This window comes from Haliea sp. E1-2-M8 (assembly GCF_030649675.1).
Lineage (GTDB): Bacteria > Pseudomonadota > Gammaproteobacteria > Pseudomonadales > Halieaceae > Haliea.
Window position 1 is genome coordinate 84,890 of sequence record NZ_JAUTDR010000005.1, and the last position, 15,313, is coordinate 100,202.

Annotated in this window: 14 protein-coding genes; 6 read left to right on the plus strand and 8 right to left on the minus strand. The window is 64.5% G+C overall.

Annotated elements, in window-relative coordinates; genetic code table 11:
* Positions 1-188: 188 nt before the first annotated feature.
* Genes Q6D67_RS05705 through Q6D67_RS05715 form a run of 3 tightly spaced genes read left to right on the plus strand, consistent with a single transcriptional unit; the run spans position 189 to position 4,062 of the window.
* Positions 189-1,229 carry a Fe(3+) ABC transporter substrate-binding protein gene (locus Q6D67_RS05705; RefSeq protein ID WP_304704623.1) on the plus strand — a complete coding sequence of 347 codons (1,041 nt, stop codon included), beginning with the start codon at positions 189-191 and terminating at the stop codon, positions 1,227-1,229.
* Positions 1,220-2,890 (plus strand): iron ABC transporter permease, encoded by a 1,671-nt coding sequence (locus tag Q6D67_RS05710; protein WP_304704624.1) that lies wholly within the window; start codon positions 1,220-1,222, stop codon positions 2,888-2,890. Before Q6D67_RS05705 ends, Q6D67_RS05710 begins: the two co-directional genes overlap by 10 nt.
* Positions 2,887-4,062 (plus strand): ABC transporter ATP-binding protein, encoded by a 1,176-nt coding sequence (locus Q6D67_RS05715; protein ID WP_304704625.1) that lies wholly within the window; start codon positions 2,887-2,889, stop codon positions 4,060-4,062. The genes Q6D67_RS05710 and Q6D67_RS05715 overlap by 4 nt, the downstream gene beginning before the upstream one ends.
* Here the strand turns inward: Q6D67_RS05715 and Q6D67_RS05720 are convergent.
* Positions 4,007-4,318, minus strand: coding sequence for an antibiotic biosynthesis monooxygenase (locus Q6D67_RS05720; RefSeq protein WP_304704626.1), 312 nt, complete (start codon positions 4,316-4,318; stop codon positions 4,007-4,009). The genes Q6D67_RS05715 and Q6D67_RS05720 overlap by 56 nt on opposite strands.
* Before the next feature lie 106 nt (positions 4,319-4,424).
* Here Q6D67_RS05720 and dusA point away from each other — a divergent pair, with 106 nt between their 5' ends.
* Genes dusA through Q6D67_RS05735 form a run of 3 tightly spaced genes read left to right on the plus strand, consistent with a single transcriptional unit; the run spans position 4,425 to position 6,849 of the window.
* Positions 4,425-5,438, plus strand: a complete 1,014-nt coding sequence (gene dusA / locus Q6D67_RS05725; RefSeq protein WP_304704627.1) for a tRNA dihydrouridine(20/20a) synthase DusA — start codon at positions 4,425-4,427, stop codon at positions 5,436-5,438.
* Between the two features lie 17 nt (positions 5,439-5,455).
* Positions 5,456-6,409 carry a transaldolase gene (gene tal / locus Q6D67_RS05730; protein WP_304704628.1) on the plus strand — a complete coding sequence of 318 codons (954 nt, stop codon included), beginning with the start codon at positions 5,456-5,458 and terminating at the stop codon, positions 6,407-6,409.
* The gene (locus tag Q6D67_RS05735) at positions 6,406-6,849 is read left to right on the plus strand and encodes a TerB family tellurite resistance protein (RefSeq protein WP_304704629.1); all 444 of its coding nucleotides are present in this window, start codon (positions 6,406-6,408) and stop codon (positions 6,847-6,849) included. The genes tal and Q6D67_RS05735 overlap by 4 nt, the downstream gene beginning before the upstream one ends.
* Before the next feature lie 35 nt (positions 6,850-6,884).
* On the opposite strand, the gene Q6D67_RS05740 is transcribed toward Q6D67_RS05735, so the two are convergent.
* The 7 genes from Q6D67_RS05740 to hrpA all read right to left on the minus strand — a co-directional run bounded on the left by Q6D67_RS05740 (position 6,885) and on the right by hrpA (position 15,270).
* A complete protein-coding gene (locus tag Q6D67_RS05740; protein WP_304704630.1) occupies positions 6,885-7,367 on the minus strand; it encodes an STAS domain-containing protein in 483 nt (160 codons plus the stop codon).
* A 1-nt stretch (position 7,368) separates the two neighbouring features.
* On the minus strand, positions 7,369-8,553 hold the full coding sequence (locus tag Q6D67_RS05745; RefSeq protein WP_304704631.1) for a PP2C family protein-serine/threonine phosphatase: 1,185 nt from the start codon (positions 8,551-8,553) through the stop codon (positions 7,369-7,371).
* Positions 8,554-8,677: 124 nt separating this feature from the next.
* Positions 8,678-9,397, minus strand: coding sequence for a VacJ family lipoprotein (locus Q6D67_RS05750; protein ID WP_304704632.1), 720 nt, complete (start codon positions 9,395-9,397; stop codon positions 8,678-8,680).
* A gap of 90 nt (positions 9,398-9,487) precedes the next feature.
* A complete protein-coding gene (locus tag Q6D67_RS05755) occupies positions 9,488-10,225 on the minus strand; it encodes a DUF2063 domain-containing protein (protein WP_304704633.1) in 738 nt (245 codons plus the stop codon).
* The gene (locus tag Q6D67_RS05760) at positions 10,218-11,075 is read right to left on the minus strand and encodes a DUF692 domain-containing protein (protein ID WP_304704634.1); all 858 of its coding nucleotides are present in this window, start codon (positions 11,073-11,075) and stop codon (positions 10,218-10,220) included. The genes Q6D67_RS05755 and Q6D67_RS05760 overlap by 8 nt, the downstream gene beginning before the upstream one ends.
* Positions 11,075-11,374, minus strand: coding sequence for a hypothetical protein (locus Q6D67_RS05765; RefSeq protein ID WP_304704635.1), 300 nt, complete (start codon positions 11,372-11,374; stop codon positions 11,075-11,077). Before Q6D67_RS05765 ends, Q6D67_RS05760 begins: the two co-directional genes overlap by 1 nt.
* Positions 11,375-11,514: 140 nt before the next feature.
* Positions 11,515-15,270 (minus strand): ATP-dependent RNA helicase HrpA, encoded by a 3,756-nt coding sequence (gene hrpA, locus Q6D67_RS05770; RefSeq protein WP_304704636.1) that lies wholly within the window; start codon positions 15,268-15,270, stop codon positions 11,515-11,517.
* Positions 15,271-15,313 lie beyond the last annotated feature (43 nt).

Genomic DNA, 15,313 nt, shown 5'->3' on the forward strand with positions numbered 1-15,313 from the left:
TGTACGCGCCGTCGGCAGCACGCTGCAAAATTCCATGACCGCTATGAAAGGCGGCCAGCCCGTCGGTAGCGGGTTCCAGCATTTATACTATCCGGGTCGATAGCAGAGAATGGGGTTGCTATTGTTTTTTAAATGAGAATAATTAGCGTTATCAATCCGCGAGACGCCCAGCCAATAGTGAGGTATACATGTTTAATCAATTCCGCGGCGCTTCCATTGTCCGGCGAGCACTTGTGCTGCTGGTCCTGCCACTGGCGCTGACCGCCTGCTCCGGCCCGGAGTCAGTCAATGTTTACTCGGCACGCCAGGAGGCGTTAATCAAGCCGCTGCTGGACCGCTTCAGTGCGGAAACCGGGATTCCCGTCAACCTGGTAACCGGGGATGGCGACGCCCTCCTCGCGCGCCTGCGCAATGAAGGCCTCAACTCACCCGCGGACCTGCTGCTCACCAGCGATGCGGGCAACCTGTACCGGGCCCAGCAGGCAGACCTGTTGCAGCCGGTCACGTCACCGGCTCTGGAGGCGTCGGTGCCAGCCCATTTGCGCAGCGATGAGGGCTTCTGGTACGGGCTGTCCCTGCGCGCCAGGGTGCTGGTGTACGCGCCAGACCGGGTTGATCCCGCCGAGCTGTCGGACTACGCGGCGCTGGCGGAGCCCGCCTGGCGTGAGCGAATCTGCGTGCGCTCCTCTGGCAACATCTACAATCAGTCCATGGTAGCCGGCATGCTGGCCACCCGGGGTCCTGATGCCACCCAAGCCTGGCTGGAGGGTTTTGTCGCCAACTTCGCACGTCCGCCCCAGGGCGGTGATCGCGACCAGATCAAGGCCGTGGCCAGCGGCCAGTGCGATATCGCCCTGGTCAACAGCTACTATCTCGGTGGCATGCTGCGTTCGGACAGCGCCGAAGAGCGGGCAGCTGCGGAGCAGGTGCGCCTGTTCTGGCCCAACCAGACCGGTCGCGGTGTACACGTCAATATCAGCGGTGCCGGCATCACCCGCTCCGCGGCACATCCGCAGGAGGCGCGGCAGCTGATCGAGTTCCTGCTGCGTGAGGACAGCCAGCAGTGGTATGCCGAAGCAAACAACGAATACCCGGTGCGGCCCGGCGTCGCTCCCTCGGACCTGCTGCAATCCTGGGGCGAATTCCGGGCTGACCCGCTCAAGGTCAGCGAACTCGGTCGGCTCAATTCTGCCGCGGTCATGGCCATGGACCGGGCGAATTGGAAATAGCCAGCCCCACGCCTACGGCAGTCCGCGGGCACCCGTTACAGGCCAACCTGTGGCGGGCTCTGTTGTTGCTCAGCGCCGCGGTGATCGCGGTACCGATCCTGGTGATCGTCGCCAGCCTGCTGGGGCCCTACAGCGCCGCCTGGGGACACTTGATCGACACCGTGCTGGCGGACTATGTCATCAATTCCCTGCTGTTGATGCTCGGCGTGGGCAGCGGCACCCTGCTGCTGGGCGTCAGCGCCGCATGGCTCACTGCCATGTGCGAGTTCCCCGGGCGGCGCTTCTTCAGTTGGGCCCTGCTGCTGCCGATGGCGATACCCGCCTACATCATCGCCTACACCTACACCGGCATGCTGGACTACGCCGGCCCGCTGCAAACCCTGCTCCGCGACAGCTTTGGCTGGGGCTTCGGTGAGTACTGGTTCCCGCAAATCCGCTCCCTCGGCGGGGCCATCTGCATGCTGTCGCTGGTGCTCTACCCCTATGTCTACCTGCTGGTGCGGGTCGCCTTCCTGGAGCAGTCCACGGCGGTACTCGAAGCCAGCCGCAACCTCGGCAAGACCCCGTGGCAAACCCTGTTTCTGGTGGCTTTGCCCATGGCCCGGCCGGCCATCGCCGCGGGGGTCAGCCTGGCCCTGATGGAGACCCTCGCCGACTACGGCACCGTGGCCTACTTCGGCGTCAGCGCGTTTACCACCGGCATTTTCCGCACCTGGTACGGCCTCGGCGAATTGCAGACCGCGGCGCAACTCGCAGCCTTCCTGCTGCTGTTCGTGTTCACGCTGTTCATTCTCGAGAAGCGGTCGCGGGCACGGCTGCGCTTCCACAAGAGTTCCGCCCGCAGCTTTCCGGCCCGGATACCGCTGCGCGGCTGGCGCGCTGCCGCCAGTTTCAGCGTCGCCCTGGGCATTCTCAGCGCCGGCTTCCTGCTGCCCGCCGCGCAACTCGGAGTGTGGGCGGCGGGCAACTATGCCGGCGTGCTGGACCAGGCCTTTCTGCGGCTGGTCGGCAACAGCTTCCTGCTGGCCGCCATCGCCTCCCTCTGCTGCCTGCTGTTGGCTCTGCTGCTGGGCTACGGCCGGCGCCTGTACCCGGGCCGGGCCGAGACCATCGCCACCCGGGTTGCAGGCATGGGTTATGCGGTTCCGGGCACGGTGATTGCCGTCGGCGTGCTGATCCCCTTCGCCTGGATCGACAACAGTATTGATAGCTGGCTGCGCCAGCAGTTCGGCGTTTCCTCCGGCCTGCTGCTGAGCGGCACCCTGGCCGCGCTGGTGTTTGCCTATGTCGTTCGCTTCCTCGCAGTCTCCCTGCAAACAGTGGAGGCCGGGCTGGCCCGTATCCGTCCCGGCATCGATGAGTCCGCGCGCTCCCTGGGCCACTCGCCCATGAGCGTGCTGCGGCGTATCCACCTGCCCATGCTGCGCGGCAGCCTCCTCACCGCCCTGTTGCTGGTGTTCGTCGATGTGCTGAAGGAGTTGCCGACCACCCTGATCCTGCGCCCCTTCAATTTCAACACCCTGGCGGTGCGGGCGCACGAGCTGGCATCGGACGAACGGCTCGCCGACGCCGCACTGCCCGCCCTCGCCATCGTGCTCATCGGCCTGCTGCCTGTTATCCTGATGAACCGCAGCATGCCCCGGGAGCAGGAACACGCATGAACAACCAGCTGGAAGTGCAGCAGGTTACCGTGAAATACGGCGATTTCACCGCGGTGGAAGAGGTCTCCATGACCCTGCAGACCGGGCAGATCGGCTGCCTGCTGGGGCCATCGGGCTGCGGCAAGACCACTTTGCTGCGGGCCATCGCCGGCTTTGAATCCATCAGCGCCGGCAGCATTTGCCTGCGCGGGACTACCATCAGTACAGCCGGGCGCGAGTTGCCACCGGAACAGCGCAAGGTGGGGATGGTGTTCCAGGACTTTGCCCTGTTTCCACACCTGGATGTGCGTCGCAATATCGGCTTCGGCCTCAGCCACCTGCCGCGCAAGGCGCGGCGCGAGCGGGTGGAGAGCATGCTGCAGCTGGTCGCCCTGAGTGAATACGGCAACGCTTTCCCGCACGAGCTTTCCGGAGGGCAGCAGCAGCGCGTGGCGCTGGCCCGGGCCCTGGCACCCAACCCGGAGATCCTGCTGCTGGACGAGCCATTCTCCAGCCTGGACACCGAGCTGCGCACCGAGCTGGCTGCGGAAATCCGCGAACTGCTGAAACGCAATGGCGTCACCGCCATCCTGGTGACCCACGACCAGCACGAAGCTTTTGCCATGGCCGACCAGGTGACCCTGCTGAACCGGGGGCGGGTAGCCCAGACTGACACCCCCTACAACCTCTACCACAATCCCGGCAACGAGTTTGTCGCCGAATTCATTGGCCAGGGCACCATGATATCGGTCACGGTAAATGCCGCCGGGGAAATGAACGACGGCCTCGGGGTACTCGATCGCGGCCATCCTCACTGGCAGCCCGGCGAAGAACTGCGCCTGCTGGTGCGTCCGGACGACATCGAATATGAAGAGGGCAGCCACGTCTCCCTGCGGGTCGTACACAAGGCATTCCGCGGCGCCAGCTACCTCTACGATTTGCTGCTGCCAGACGGCCAGCGTGTGCCCTGCCTGACCCCCAGCCACGTCGATATTCCGCTCGGCGGCCTGCTGCCGGTGCGTTTCAACTTGCAGCACGTGGTGGTATTCGATGGAGACTGTCCGCGGGAGTGCTGTTGCTCCCCGTCCACGGTGATTGCGCAGCAGGAGGTGGGGGAAATCCTGTCGCCTCCTGCTCTCAGCCCGGCGGCAGCACCGTCCACTCCGGCGCCTCGAACTCGCCAATCAGGTTGATCTCCACATAGGGCACCTGTTCCGCAATGATCTCCTGCACCTGGTCCGGCAGGTCCGATTCCATGGCATCCCGCGCCGCCTTGCTCTCCCAGGTCGCTATTGCCAGCAGCCGCGATGGATCTCCGATCTTGCGGTGCAGGCGGGTACCCCGGGCCCCCGGCGCCCGCTGGATGATCTCGCTGGCGCGGATCCAGGCGTCCGCATACTGCTCGGCGCTGTAGCCGGGCTTCAGGGTAACTTCAAAAATATAGTGCATCGGCGCCCTCCCCGGCGGCAGCGACGGTTGCGTGTGAAAACCGAGTATAGCCAACTGCGCGGGCATCTCGGGTACAATAGCCCTTCACCTCCGACACTACTGCCCGATGTACACCACCTGCAACAGTCACCGTTTCTGCATTGCCCCCATGATGGACTGGAGTGACCGCCACTGCCGTTACCTGTGGCGCCTGCTGAGCCGGCATGCGCGCCTGTACACCGAGATGGTAACCACCGGCGCACTGATCCACGGCGATCGCGCACGGTTTCTGCGCTTCGACCCGGTGGAACAGCCGGTGGCCCTGCAGCTGGGCGGCAGTGACCCCGCGGACCTGGCCCGCTGCGCGCGCTGGGCCGAGGACTGGGGCTATGACGAGGTCAACCTCAACTGCGGCTGCCCCTCGGACCGGGTGCAGTCCGGGGCCTTCGGCGCCTCCCTGATGGCGCACCCACAGCGGGTGGCGGAATGTGTTGCAGCAATGCGCGACGCCTGCGCCCTGCCGGTGACGGTCAAACACCGTATCGGCATTGACGACATGGAGTCCTATCAGCAGCTGCTGGACTTTGTTGGGCCCAGCGCCGAAGCGGGCTGCTCGGTGTTTATCGTCCACGCGCGCAAGGCCTGGTTGCAGGGGCTGTCGCCAAAGGAGAACCGGGAAATCCCGCCCCTCAACTATCCCTGGGTATACCGGCTGAAAGCGGACCTGCCCCAGCTCACCATTGTCCTCAACGGCGGCATCGCTACGCTTGCAGAATGCCGCACGCATCTGGCGCAGGTGGACGGGGTCATGCTGGGGCGGGTAGCCTATCATGACCCGTGGCTGCTGGCGGATGTGGACCGGGCCCTGTTCGGCGCGGAAAATCCGCTACAATCCCGGCATGCGGTAATTGAGCAGATGCTGCCCTACGTGGCCCGGGAACTGGCCGCGGGCGCCCAACTCAACCACATCACCCGGCACCTGCTGGGGCTGTACCAGGGCCTGCCCGGAGCGCGCCAGTTCCGCAGACATATCAGTGAAAACGCCCACCGCAAGGGCGCGGGCATTGAGGTACTGGAGCAGGCTTGCCGCCTGGTGCGCGCTGCCGGCGAGCGGCAGCAGGCCCCCGACTCCGTCGCCTGATACAGGAAAGGACCACTATGACCAGTAAACTCGAACAACTTAAAGGCATGACCGATGTGGTGGCCGATACCGGTGACATCGAGGCCATCCGCCGCTTTCAGCCCCAGGACGCCACTACCAACCCCTCGCTGCTGCTGAAGGCCGCCGCCCTGCCCCACTACGGCGAGCTGCTGGCCCAGGCCCGCAGCTGGGCCGCCCTGCAGGGCGGCTCCAATGCGGAGCGGCTGGCCAACTGCTGCGACCGGTTCGCGGTCGATGTCGGCTGCGAGATCCTGGACATTGTACCCGGGCGTATTTCCACGGAAGTTGACGCGCGGCTGTCCTTCGACACCGAAGCCACCATTGCCCGGGCACAACGGCTGATCGACCTGTACGAAAAAGCCGGTGTCTCGCGGGAGCGGATCCTGATCAAGGTCGCCTCCACCTGGGAAGGTATCCGCGCCGGTGAGCAGCTGGAAAAGGAGGGCATCAACTGCAACCTGACCCTGCTGTTCGGCTTCGCCCAGGCCGCCGCCTGTGCCGATGCGGGCGTCTACCTGATCTCGCCGTTTGTCGGCCGCATCCTGGACTGGCACCTGGCCAACAGCGGCCTGGTGGTCAAGCAGCCGACCGACGATCCCGGTGTGCAGTCCGTGCGGCGCATCTACCGGTACTACAAAACCCACGGCTACAACACCGTGGTGATGGGCGCCAGCTTCCGCAACACCGGCGAGATCGAGGCGCTGGCCGGTTGCGACCGCCTGACCATCAGCCCCACGCTGCTGGAGAGCCTGGCGGGGGATGAGGGAGACCTGCCGCGCCAGCTTGCGCCGGACGACACCGGTTCGGAGGATGCCCGCGAGGCGCCCAGCGAACCCACCTTCCGCCTGGCCCTGAATGACGATGCCATGGCGACGGAAAAACTGGCTGAAGGTATCCGCAACTTCATCGCCGACCAGATAAAGCTGGAACAGGTGATTGTCCAATCATGATCAATGCCCTGAAATCACTGTTCGTCCTGCCCGCAGGCGACAGCCCCGAAGAACACTCGCACCGGGTGCACCTGGCTTCCGCAGCCCTGTTGATCGAGACAGCGCGGGCCGATTTCACCCAGGATGCAGATGAGGAAGCGGCGCTGGAGAATCTGCTCTGTGAATCACTGTCGCTGTCGCGGGAGGAGGTTCATGCACTGGTCGAGCGGGCTTCGAATCGGGTGGACTCGGCCACCTCGCTGTATGAATTTACCCGGGTCATCAACGACCAGTACGGCCCCGCCGAGAAGCTGGAGCTCATCGCGGCCATGTGGCGGGTGGCCTACGTCGACGACAACCTGGACAAGTACGAGGAACATTTGATCCGCCAGGTCGCGGAACTGATCTACGTGCCCCACCAGGACTATATTCGCAGCAAGCTGGAAGCCAAACCCGACTGACTGTGGCTCACTGACTGGGGCTGACTGGCGTTGGTTCAGCTGCGCTCCAGCACCACCATCAGGTCCTTGAACCGGGCGCGGTTCTCCTCCGACAGGCCCATGAGAACCCGATGGGCGTCCAGGACCTGTTCCTTGACCGCCTGTTCGCTGCCCTCGACCAGAGGCACGCGGCGGATACAGCCGGGCTTGGCACAGGCGTCCTCGTGCAATTCGAACAGACGCTGAAAACCCATACTCTTGATCAGACGGGTGATCCCGGGGTTGTTGCTGTAGATCGCGGGCATGAAGCCGTAGCGTGCCCGCACCTCCAGCGCCAGCTTGGCCAGCAGTCCCAGAGTGGTGCTGTCTATGCCCTCGGCACCGCAGAGATCGACCCAGACACTGGCAAAATCCGGATTCTCGAGCATCTTGTGCACATAGTCGTCGATCGTGGTACACAGGGTCAGACGCACATCGCCAGTCAGGCGAATGACATAGGCGCCGTCCTGGCTCGCTGCAAGTATTCGGCCCTCTTTCATCCTAACCCCGCTTGCTGATGAACAGCGCAGCAATATCGTCGGGAGCGGTTTCGACACGGTCGAGTCCCAGCCGGGTGACAATCTCCTCTGGCGACTCGGCAGACTCCTCAAACACTTTCAGGAAGTACTTTTCCTTCTCTATCAGGTTCTGCGGCGGCAGGATCTCCAGGATCCCGTCGGAAAACAGCGCCAGCATGAAACGCTGGGGCAGGTCGATCAGGTGCTCTTCGTAGGCCACATCCTCCATGATGCCCACCGCGGAGCCTTCGCCGCGCAAATAGCGCGCGCCCTCTCCCGACACCAGCACGGGCTGCGGCAAATGCCCCGCAACACTGTAGCGCAGGGTGTTGGCGGCGGTATCCAGCAAGCCAACCACCATGGTGGCAAACTTGCCCACACCCAGGCCCAGCAATTCCTTGTTGGCACGCTTGAGCATGGCCACAGGGCTCAGGATGGTGTCGTCGCTGCGCCGCAGGTAATCCGACCGCTTGCGGGCAAAGAGGTTCTTCAACAGTACCGTGGCAAAAGCGGAGGAACTGCCGTGGCCGGACACATCGGCCATGAAAAAGGTCACGTGGTGTTTGCCGACGATGAAGTAGTCAGTGAAATCACCGCTCAGATAGAGCGAGGGAATCACCGTGTGACTGAAGACATAGTCGCCCCGGATCATGGGGCTTGCGGGCAACATTCGCAGCTGGACCTGGCGCCCCGCCTGCTGGTCCTGCTCCAGCATCTTGACGGTGCCGCGCAGTTCGATATTCGCCACCTCCAGGCGTTTGCGGGATTCCTGCAACTCGCGACGCAGCTGGCGCTGGCGCACGCAGCGCTCGATGGACTTGAGCAGGGCTTCGGTATCCTCGATCGGGCGCACAAAAAAGTCGCTGGCGCCAAGACGCAGGGCCGTCATCATCTTGCCCACTTCGGCGCGATCGCTGAATATGATCGCCGGTATCTGCAGGTCGAGCTCGCGCAGGGAACGACGCGCCTCCGCCCAGGACACATCCTCCAGATCCAGCTCGCAGAGAATGACATCGAGATCCTGGTTGCCGTCGAGAAAATGATAGGCCGCAATGACGTCGGTATAGACTTCAGTGCGGTACCCGGCCGCCGCGACAGTCTCCGCCAGCGCTGCTGCACGAGCGGGATCGTCGTCGATCACCAGCACATAGCCTTTGGAATCCATCATGTGTTACTTGCGGGGAGCTTGCGTGCAGACACTACGCCCTTGGCTGGGGGCGGGCAACCGTTGTGCACTGTGTTTGGGCAGCATTTCACAGTTTTGGTACAGGTGGAAAAAGAGCGAGCAGGGCTCAAAATTCCTCGTCCCACTCGGCGTCGTTAAAGTCGGAGAAATCGTCAGCCACCACGCCGTCGCTTACCTGGGACCGGCGCTGTTGCAGGTAGGCATCGCGGACAAAAATGTAGCGGTCACCGGAGATCAGGTCTTCCACCCGCAGCAGTCGGGCGCGGCTGTCGACCAGGTCAAGCGTGCGCAGGGAATTGCGCAGGCTCATATCGTCGATGCTGCCTTCGACTGACGTCAGGGCATCAAAGACAGAACCGGTGCCGCTGCGTACAGTCCGGGGCCCAAACAGGGGCACCATCACGTAGGGCCCGGAGGGCAGCCCCCAGATCGCCAGGGTGTGGCCGAAGTCCGTGCGGTAGGGCTCTACGCCCATGCGGCTGGCAACATCAAACAGACCCAGCATGCCGATAGTCGAATTCAGCAGGAAGCGGCCGCCGGCCCGGGCGACGCCGCCCGGGCGCCCCTGCAGCACCGCGTTGATGGTGGAGTTCGCATCCCGCAGGTTTCTGAAAAAATTGCCGACACCCTTTTCCGCAGGATCGGGCATAACCGCCTGATAACCCTTCGCTGTAGGTTTCAGCAGATACTGGTCCAGGCGTTCATTGAACTCGAATATGGGCCGGTTGAGGCCCTCCCAGGGGTCGGGATTGACCGTCTCCTGGGCCATCGCGGGCGCAAATAACAGCAGGCAGAGGAGACCCAATGTCGGTCGCAGCAGTTTCATGGCGGTGTCGGTGTAAGGTAAAAGTGCCGGAATGTTACGCTTGTGCGACAAGGGGAGCAACACGGGCAAAAGGGCAAAAGTTGGCTTGCATCAGTTCAGCACTATGACAGCTCGGCTGGCAAAGTCCGCCAGCTGCGCTCCGCCGAAGCCGAGAACCGCTTCCCGATCCATACCCAGCTCCGCCGCCAGCTGCTGCAACAGGTCCGCGCCGGTGCCGGTCTCGTTGTCACGGGCGAGTTCCAGCAGGCGGGCGCTCGCCGCATTCAGCGCCATGAAGCGGACCACGTCCTCGCGGTCGCGGTAGACCACCAGGTACACCGGTTCGCCCGGTTCCGGGGGCCGGAAGTCGGCACCGATCCGGTGTACCGGAAAGCGGTAGGCCAGTACCCAGGCCAACGGCGACAGCCGCACTACCACCCGCAGCGGGTCGCCCTCCTCAGACCCTGGCGGCAGGTCCCCGTCCGCGACCGACAACGCCAATTCCACCCACTCGTAGTGAGCCAGCTCGGCAATGAACGGCGGATCTTCCGGCCCGGGCTGGTGGCGCTCGAGCAAAAAGCGCAAAAACTCCTGGCTGATCTCAAGAAAATACGGGGTACGGCAGCGATGACCGTCGATGAACTGCCGCACCAGGATGTGCCAGTCCCGGTCGCTGTACAGGCTGCGCAGCACCGGGAACCCATTGCTGATAAACCCCTCGATATTGTTGTAAATGAGGTCCTGGTAGATCTTCAGGCGGCGCGGCTCGATACCCGCCGGCGGAGGTACGGACCCGGGGTTGCGCAGGTAGCCCGCCAGCGCCAACTGGCTGCCGCGCAACTCAGCCATGTGCCAGTTCCGCCACAGAGTCGGCGCCGTAGGCGGCTTGCAACTGCCGGATCTGCGCCACTTCCTGCAGCAGCTCCGCCAGCGGCGGCAGGTTGAAGTCACGCTCCAGCAGGGTTGGTACCGGCCCCAGTAGACTGTAGGCCTCCGCCAGCAGGTTCCACACCGGGTCTATGACGTTGGCGCCGTGAGTGTCTACCTTGAGGTCCGGCGCTTCGTCGTAGTGGCCGGCCACGTGAATATAGCGGACCCGCTCCAGGGGCAGCGCGCGCAGGAAGGCAGACGCCTCGTAGCCGTGGTTGATACTGTTGACGTAAATGTTGTTCACATCCAGCAGCAGATCGCAGCCTGAGGCCTCAACCACCGCATTGATGAAATCCGCCTCACTCATGTCGGCGTGGGCCTGGGCGTAGTAGGAGGCATTTTCCAGCGCGAGCGGCGCACCGATGATGTCCTGTACCTGCTGCACGCGGTCTGCGACATGGCGCACTGCCTCCTCGGTAAAGGGTATCGGCAGCAGATCATAGAGATGCCCTTCTGCGGCGCACCAGGACAGGTGTTCGCTGTACAGGCTGACTCCCAGCTCATCCATCAATGCGCGCACGGCGTGCAGCAAATCCTTGTCCAGCGGGTCGGGGCCGCCGATATCCAGCGACAATCCATGAAAGACCAAGGGGCAGCGCTCCACCAGCTCGCGGAACTGGCGGCCATAGCGGCCGCCGACGTGAATCCAGTTCTCCGGCGCCACCTCCAGAAAATCGACCGCTCCCCGGTCCGCTGAAAGCAACGGGCCCATCAGGGCCCGCCGCAATCCCAGACCCGCTCCTGCGGGCCCGCTGTTACTTTCCGGCATCAGGCGCCGCCGCACTTCCCTTCTCCGCACTTGCCTTCGCCGTCCTTGCCTTCTCCATCTTTCTCACCACACTTGCCTTCACCACACTTGCCTTCGCCTTCCTTCTCGCCGCACTTGCCCTCACCGCACTTGCCTTCATGGTCGCCTTCACCGTGAGAACCGTAGTTGGCCAGGTTGTAGCCGGTATTGAGCTGCTCCGCTGCAAAGGGGTTGGCTTCCGCGGCTGCCATGGGTACGACGGAGCTAGCCAGGAAAGCTGCACCAAGAGCCAGCGCGAGGGGTTTTTTTGACTGTGCCATGAGCGATATCCTTGTTGTTGGGTGGACGTATTCAAACACTTGTTCCCGGCCGGCGGAAAACGCCAACCGACAGTGCTGTGACTCAGCGTTGGCGGGGAAGTTTCCCCGCACCCGGATGAGCTTTGTTACTATTTCACATATCAGGCAGCCGAGCCACCGCCCGGATGGGCATCCAGCCAGGCTTGCACCGACTCCCACTGCTCCTGCAGCCGCTTGTCCGAGACCGGCACCCGGGTGCCGAGCTGCTGGGCGAACAGCGACACCCGAAACTCCTCCAGCATCCAGCGATATTGCTGTGCGGAGACACACAACGCCAGCAGTCCCGGCCGCCGCAGGCAGGCCTCCTGCAGGGGAAGCGCAAGGCGTTGCAGCATTTCGCGCTGGCTGGTGTCGCGGGGCAGTTGCCCGTTGAGTCGCTCCAGGCGCTGCTTCAGGGCCTTCATGTAGCGAGGATACTGGGGCAGCCAGTCCGCCGGAGTATCGCGCTGGAACCCGGGTTGCCACAGCTGCGCCAGTTGCTGGCGCATGTCCGCGAGCGCCGGGGCCCAGGACGCATCGCTGTAGCGAGCCAGCAGGGGCTGCAGCTCCGCCAGCGGTTTCAGGGCGTTCAGCAGGTTGGTTTCCAGCTCCGTCGCCCGCGCTACCACCTCGCCACTGCGTGCCAGCAGTGCCTTGAACCCGGTCTCGTCCCGCGGCAAGGCATCGTTGAGGCCCGCAACCTGGACCCAGGCCGCATCAATCAGATCGTCGACCAGCGGCACCCGCTCCTGCCCTGCCGCCGCCAGCAACAGGCTGGTCTCGTTGCCGAGCAGCAGCTGCTTGCGCAGAAACCTGACCTGCTGCTTCTGTTGCAGCCGCAGCAGCCGGAGCACCCCGAGCCGGTGCTGCAGCAGGGCCTGCCCAGGGTAGTCGCACAACTCCACCGCCACCGATTCACCCTTGTCCACCAGCGCCGGCCAGGCCACGATCTCGGTGCCCGCCTGACGGAAGCGCCACTCCCTGGGCAGCGCGTCGATAGCCCAACTGGTGAGACCTTCACGGGCGGGACTGCTCGCCGTGGCCGAGGTGATCGTCTGCCGGGTATCGCTGCGGAACTCGGTGACCAGCGCCGCCAGGTCCCGCCCCTGATTCAGCAGCTTGCCGTCGGCGTCAACCACGCGGATATTCATGTGGTAGAAGGGATCGAGTTTTTCGGGCTGCAGGTCGCGCGCCGCGACCGGCACGCTGCCGAGTCGGGACAGTACCCGGGCCAGCGCCACGCAGAGATCCTCGTCCGCGGGCTCGAGTACCGCGAGGGCGCGATCCACGGTGTCGGGCACCGGTACCAGCTGCTTGCGCTTGTCCTTGGGCAGTCCTTTTACCAGGGCGATACACTTGTCCCGCAGCAAGCCTGGTACCAGCCAGTCAAAGCGAAACCGCGGCACCCGGTTCAGTAACCCCACCGGCACCGTCACCGAGACCCCATCTGCCACCTGACCGGGTTCGAACTGGTAACTCAGGCGGAATTCCATGTCGCCCCAGCACAGCCGGTCCGGGAACTGCTGGCCCAGGGCGGAGCCCGGGTCCCGGGCCAGCAGCAACTCGCGGGGTACCCGCAGGCTGGCATCCGCGCCTTCCGTCGCCGCCACCCAGGCGCGCAGCCGATCGGCGGTGGTGATGTCCGCCGGCAGCCGTTCGTCATAAAAGCTGAACAGAACCTGTTCGTCCGCCAGCAGGTCCCGCCGCCGGGCCCTGGCCTCGAGGTCTTCCAGGGTACGCAGCAGCTTCAGATTGTGCTTGAGAAATCCGGGGTGACGCGGAAAGCGGCCCGCAATCAGGCCCTCGCGGATCAGCAGCTCCCGGGATTCTACCGGGTTGATCGGGCCGTAGTGCACCGGGCGCTTGTCGGCCACGGTCAGCCCGTACAGCGTGACCCGCTCCGAGGCCATGGCTCGCCCCTGGCGTGCCTCCCAGCGCGGCTCGTAATAGTGAAACTTCAGCAGCTCGGGATTGGTCTCCAGCACCCAGGCGGGGTCGATGGTGCCTACCGTGCGCGCAAACACCTTCGAGGTTTCCACAATTTCAGCCGCCACCAGCCACTTCGGCCGCTGCCGCCCCAGGGCAGAGCCCGGGAAAATCTGCAGCTTGCGATTGCGACTGCCCAGGTACTCGCGATCCTCCTGGTGCTGGGCAATATTCGACAGCAGTCCCGCCAGCAGTGCCTTGTGCACCGCGTCGTAGCTCTCCTCCTCCACCGCGGGCAGCCCGGCCGCGGGGTGCAGACCTAGCTGGCGGCAGCTGATCCGCAGCTGGGCGTGCATGTCGCGCCACTCGCGCAGGCGCAGGAAGGATAGGAATTCGCGCTGGCAGAGCTTGCGCAGCTGGCTCTGGCTAAGGGCCTGGCGCTGTTCCTCGTAGTAGCGCCACAGCGCCAGCCAGGCCATGAAGTCCGAGCGCGGGTGGCGAAAGCGCGCGTGCATCTGGTCCGCCTGGGTCTGCTTGTCCGTGGGTCGCTCGCGCGGGTCCTGGATCGCCAGCGCCGCCGCGATCACCAGTACTTCATCCAGGCAGCCGAGCTGCTGCGCCGCCAGCACCATACGTGCCAGGCGCGGATCCACCGGCAGCCTGGCCATGCGCTTGCCGGTCGCCGTCAGTTTGCCGCGGCCGGTCACCGCCCCCAGTTCCTGCAGCAGCTTGTAGCCGTCACGCACCATGCGCGGATCCGGCGGATTGATAAAGGGGAAGCGCTGCAACTCGCCCAGACCCAGCTGCAACATCTGCAGAATGACCGCCGCGAGACTGGTACGCAGGATTTCGGGGTCAGTGAATTCCGGCCGCGAAAGGAAATCTGCCTCCGTATACAGGCGAATGCAGACCCCGGCGGCGACGCGGCCACAGCGGCCCTGGCGCTGGTTGGCGCTGGCCTGGGAGATGGGCTCGATGGGCAGCCGCTGCACCTTGGTGCGGAAACTGTAGCGGCTGATCCGGGCTTCGCCGGGGTCAATCACATAGCGGATACCGGGCACGGTCACGGATGTCTCCGCCACATTGGTCGCCAGCACCACTCGCATACCCCGCCTGCGCTTGAGATCAAACACACGGCTTTGCTCAGCCTGGGTCAGGCGGGCATAGAGCGGCAGCACCTCCAGCCGCTCCTGACCCCGCAGCTGCCGCGCCAGCTCGCGGATATCGCGCTCACCGGGCAGGAACACCAGGATATCGCCGCGCTCGCCGAAACGGCCCGCCTCTATCTCACCGACCAGGCCCACGATCTGCTCCTGCAGGCCCAGGTCGCGGTCCTCCGCGGGGTCCAGGTAGACCGTCTCCACCGGGTAGCTGCGGCCGGAAACCTCGATGATCGGTGCGTCGCCAAAGTGGCGGGAAAAGCTGTCGACGTCGATGGTCGCAGAGGTAATGATCAGCTTCAGGTCCGGGCGCTTCGGCAGCAGCTGTTTCAGGTAGCCCAGCAGGAAGTCGATATTGAGGCTGCGCTCGTGGGCCTCGTCAATAATCAGCGTGTCGTACCGGCGCAGCAGCCGGTCGTGGCGAATTTCCGCCAGCAGGATGCCGTCGGTCATCAGCTTGATGGCGGAGGCGTCGGACACCTGGTCGGTGAAGCGCACCTGGTAGCCCACCGTATCCCCGAGGGGCACCTGCAGCTCCTCGGAGATGCGCTGGGCAACCGTCCGCGCCGCCAGCCGCCGGGGCTGGGTGTGGCCGATGCGGGCCTCGCGGCCGCGTCCCAGCTGCAGGCAGATCTTGGGAATCTGGGTGGTCTTGCCCGAGCCGGTTTCGCCGGCGATGATCACCACCTGATGCGCGCTGATGGCCGCCGCGATATCCTCCCGGCGCTGCACGACGGGCAGCTCGGGGGGGAAGGTAATCGGCGGAATGGCGCGAACCACCGCTTCCGGCATGGCTCTGCTCCTGCGGGTTGGGCTTGGGGGTGTCTGGGGTCGG

Excerpts from the sequence above, each read along its gene's own strand:
- Q6D67_RS05705 (WP_304704623.1), top strand. The coding sequence starts at position 189 with ATGTTTAATCAATTCCGCGGCGCTTCCATTGTCCGGCGAGCACTTGTG.
- Q6D67_RS05715 (WP_304704625.1), top strand. The coding sequence starts at position 2,887 with ATGAACAACCAGCTGGAAGTGCAGCAGGTTACCGTGAAATACGGCGAT.
- Q6D67_RS05720 (WP_304704626.1), bottom strand. The coding sequence starts at position 4,318 with ATGCACTATATTTTTGAAGTTACCCTGAAGCCCGGCTACAGCGCCGAG.
- dusA (WP_304704627.1), top strand. The coding sequence starts at position 4,425 with ATGTACACCACCTGCAACAGTCACCGTTTCTGCATTGCCCCCATGATG.
- tal (WP_304704628.1), top strand. The coding sequence starts at position 5,456 with ATGACCAGTAAACTCGAACAACTTAAAGGCATGACCGATGTGGTGGCC.
- Q6D67_RS05735 (WP_304704629.1), top strand. The coding sequence starts at position 6,406 with ATGATCAATGCCCTGAAATCACTGTTCGTCCTGCCCGCAGGCGACAGC.
- Q6D67_RS05740 (WP_304704630.1), bottom strand. The coding sequence starts at position 7,367 with ATGAAAGAGGGCCGAATACTTGCAGCGAGCCAGGACGGCGCCTATGTC.
- Q6D67_RS05745 (WP_304704631.1), bottom strand. The coding sequence starts at position 8,553 with ATGATGGATTCCAAAGGCTATGTGCTGGTGATCGACGACGATCCCGCT.
- Q6D67_RS05750 (WP_304704632.1), bottom strand. The coding sequence starts at position 9,397 with ATGAAACTGCTGCGACCGACATTGGGTCTCCTCTGCCTGCTGTTATTT.
- Q6D67_RS05755 (WP_304704633.1), bottom strand. The coding sequence starts at position 10,225 with ATGGCTGAGTTGCGCGGCAGCCAGTTGGCGCTGGCGGGCTACCTGCGC.
- Q6D67_RS05760 (WP_304704634.1), bottom strand. The coding sequence starts at position 11,075 with ATGCCGGAAAGTAACAGCGGGCCCGCAGGAGCGGGTCTGGGATTGCGG.
- Q6D67_RS05765 (WP_304704635.1), bottom strand. The coding sequence starts at position 11,374 with ATGGCACAGTCAAAAAAACCCCTCGCGCTGGCTCTTGGTGCAGCTTTC.
- hrpA (WP_304704636.1), bottom strand. The coding sequence starts at position 15,270 with ATGCCGGAAGCGGTGGTTCGCGCCATTCCGCCGATTACCTTCCCCCCC.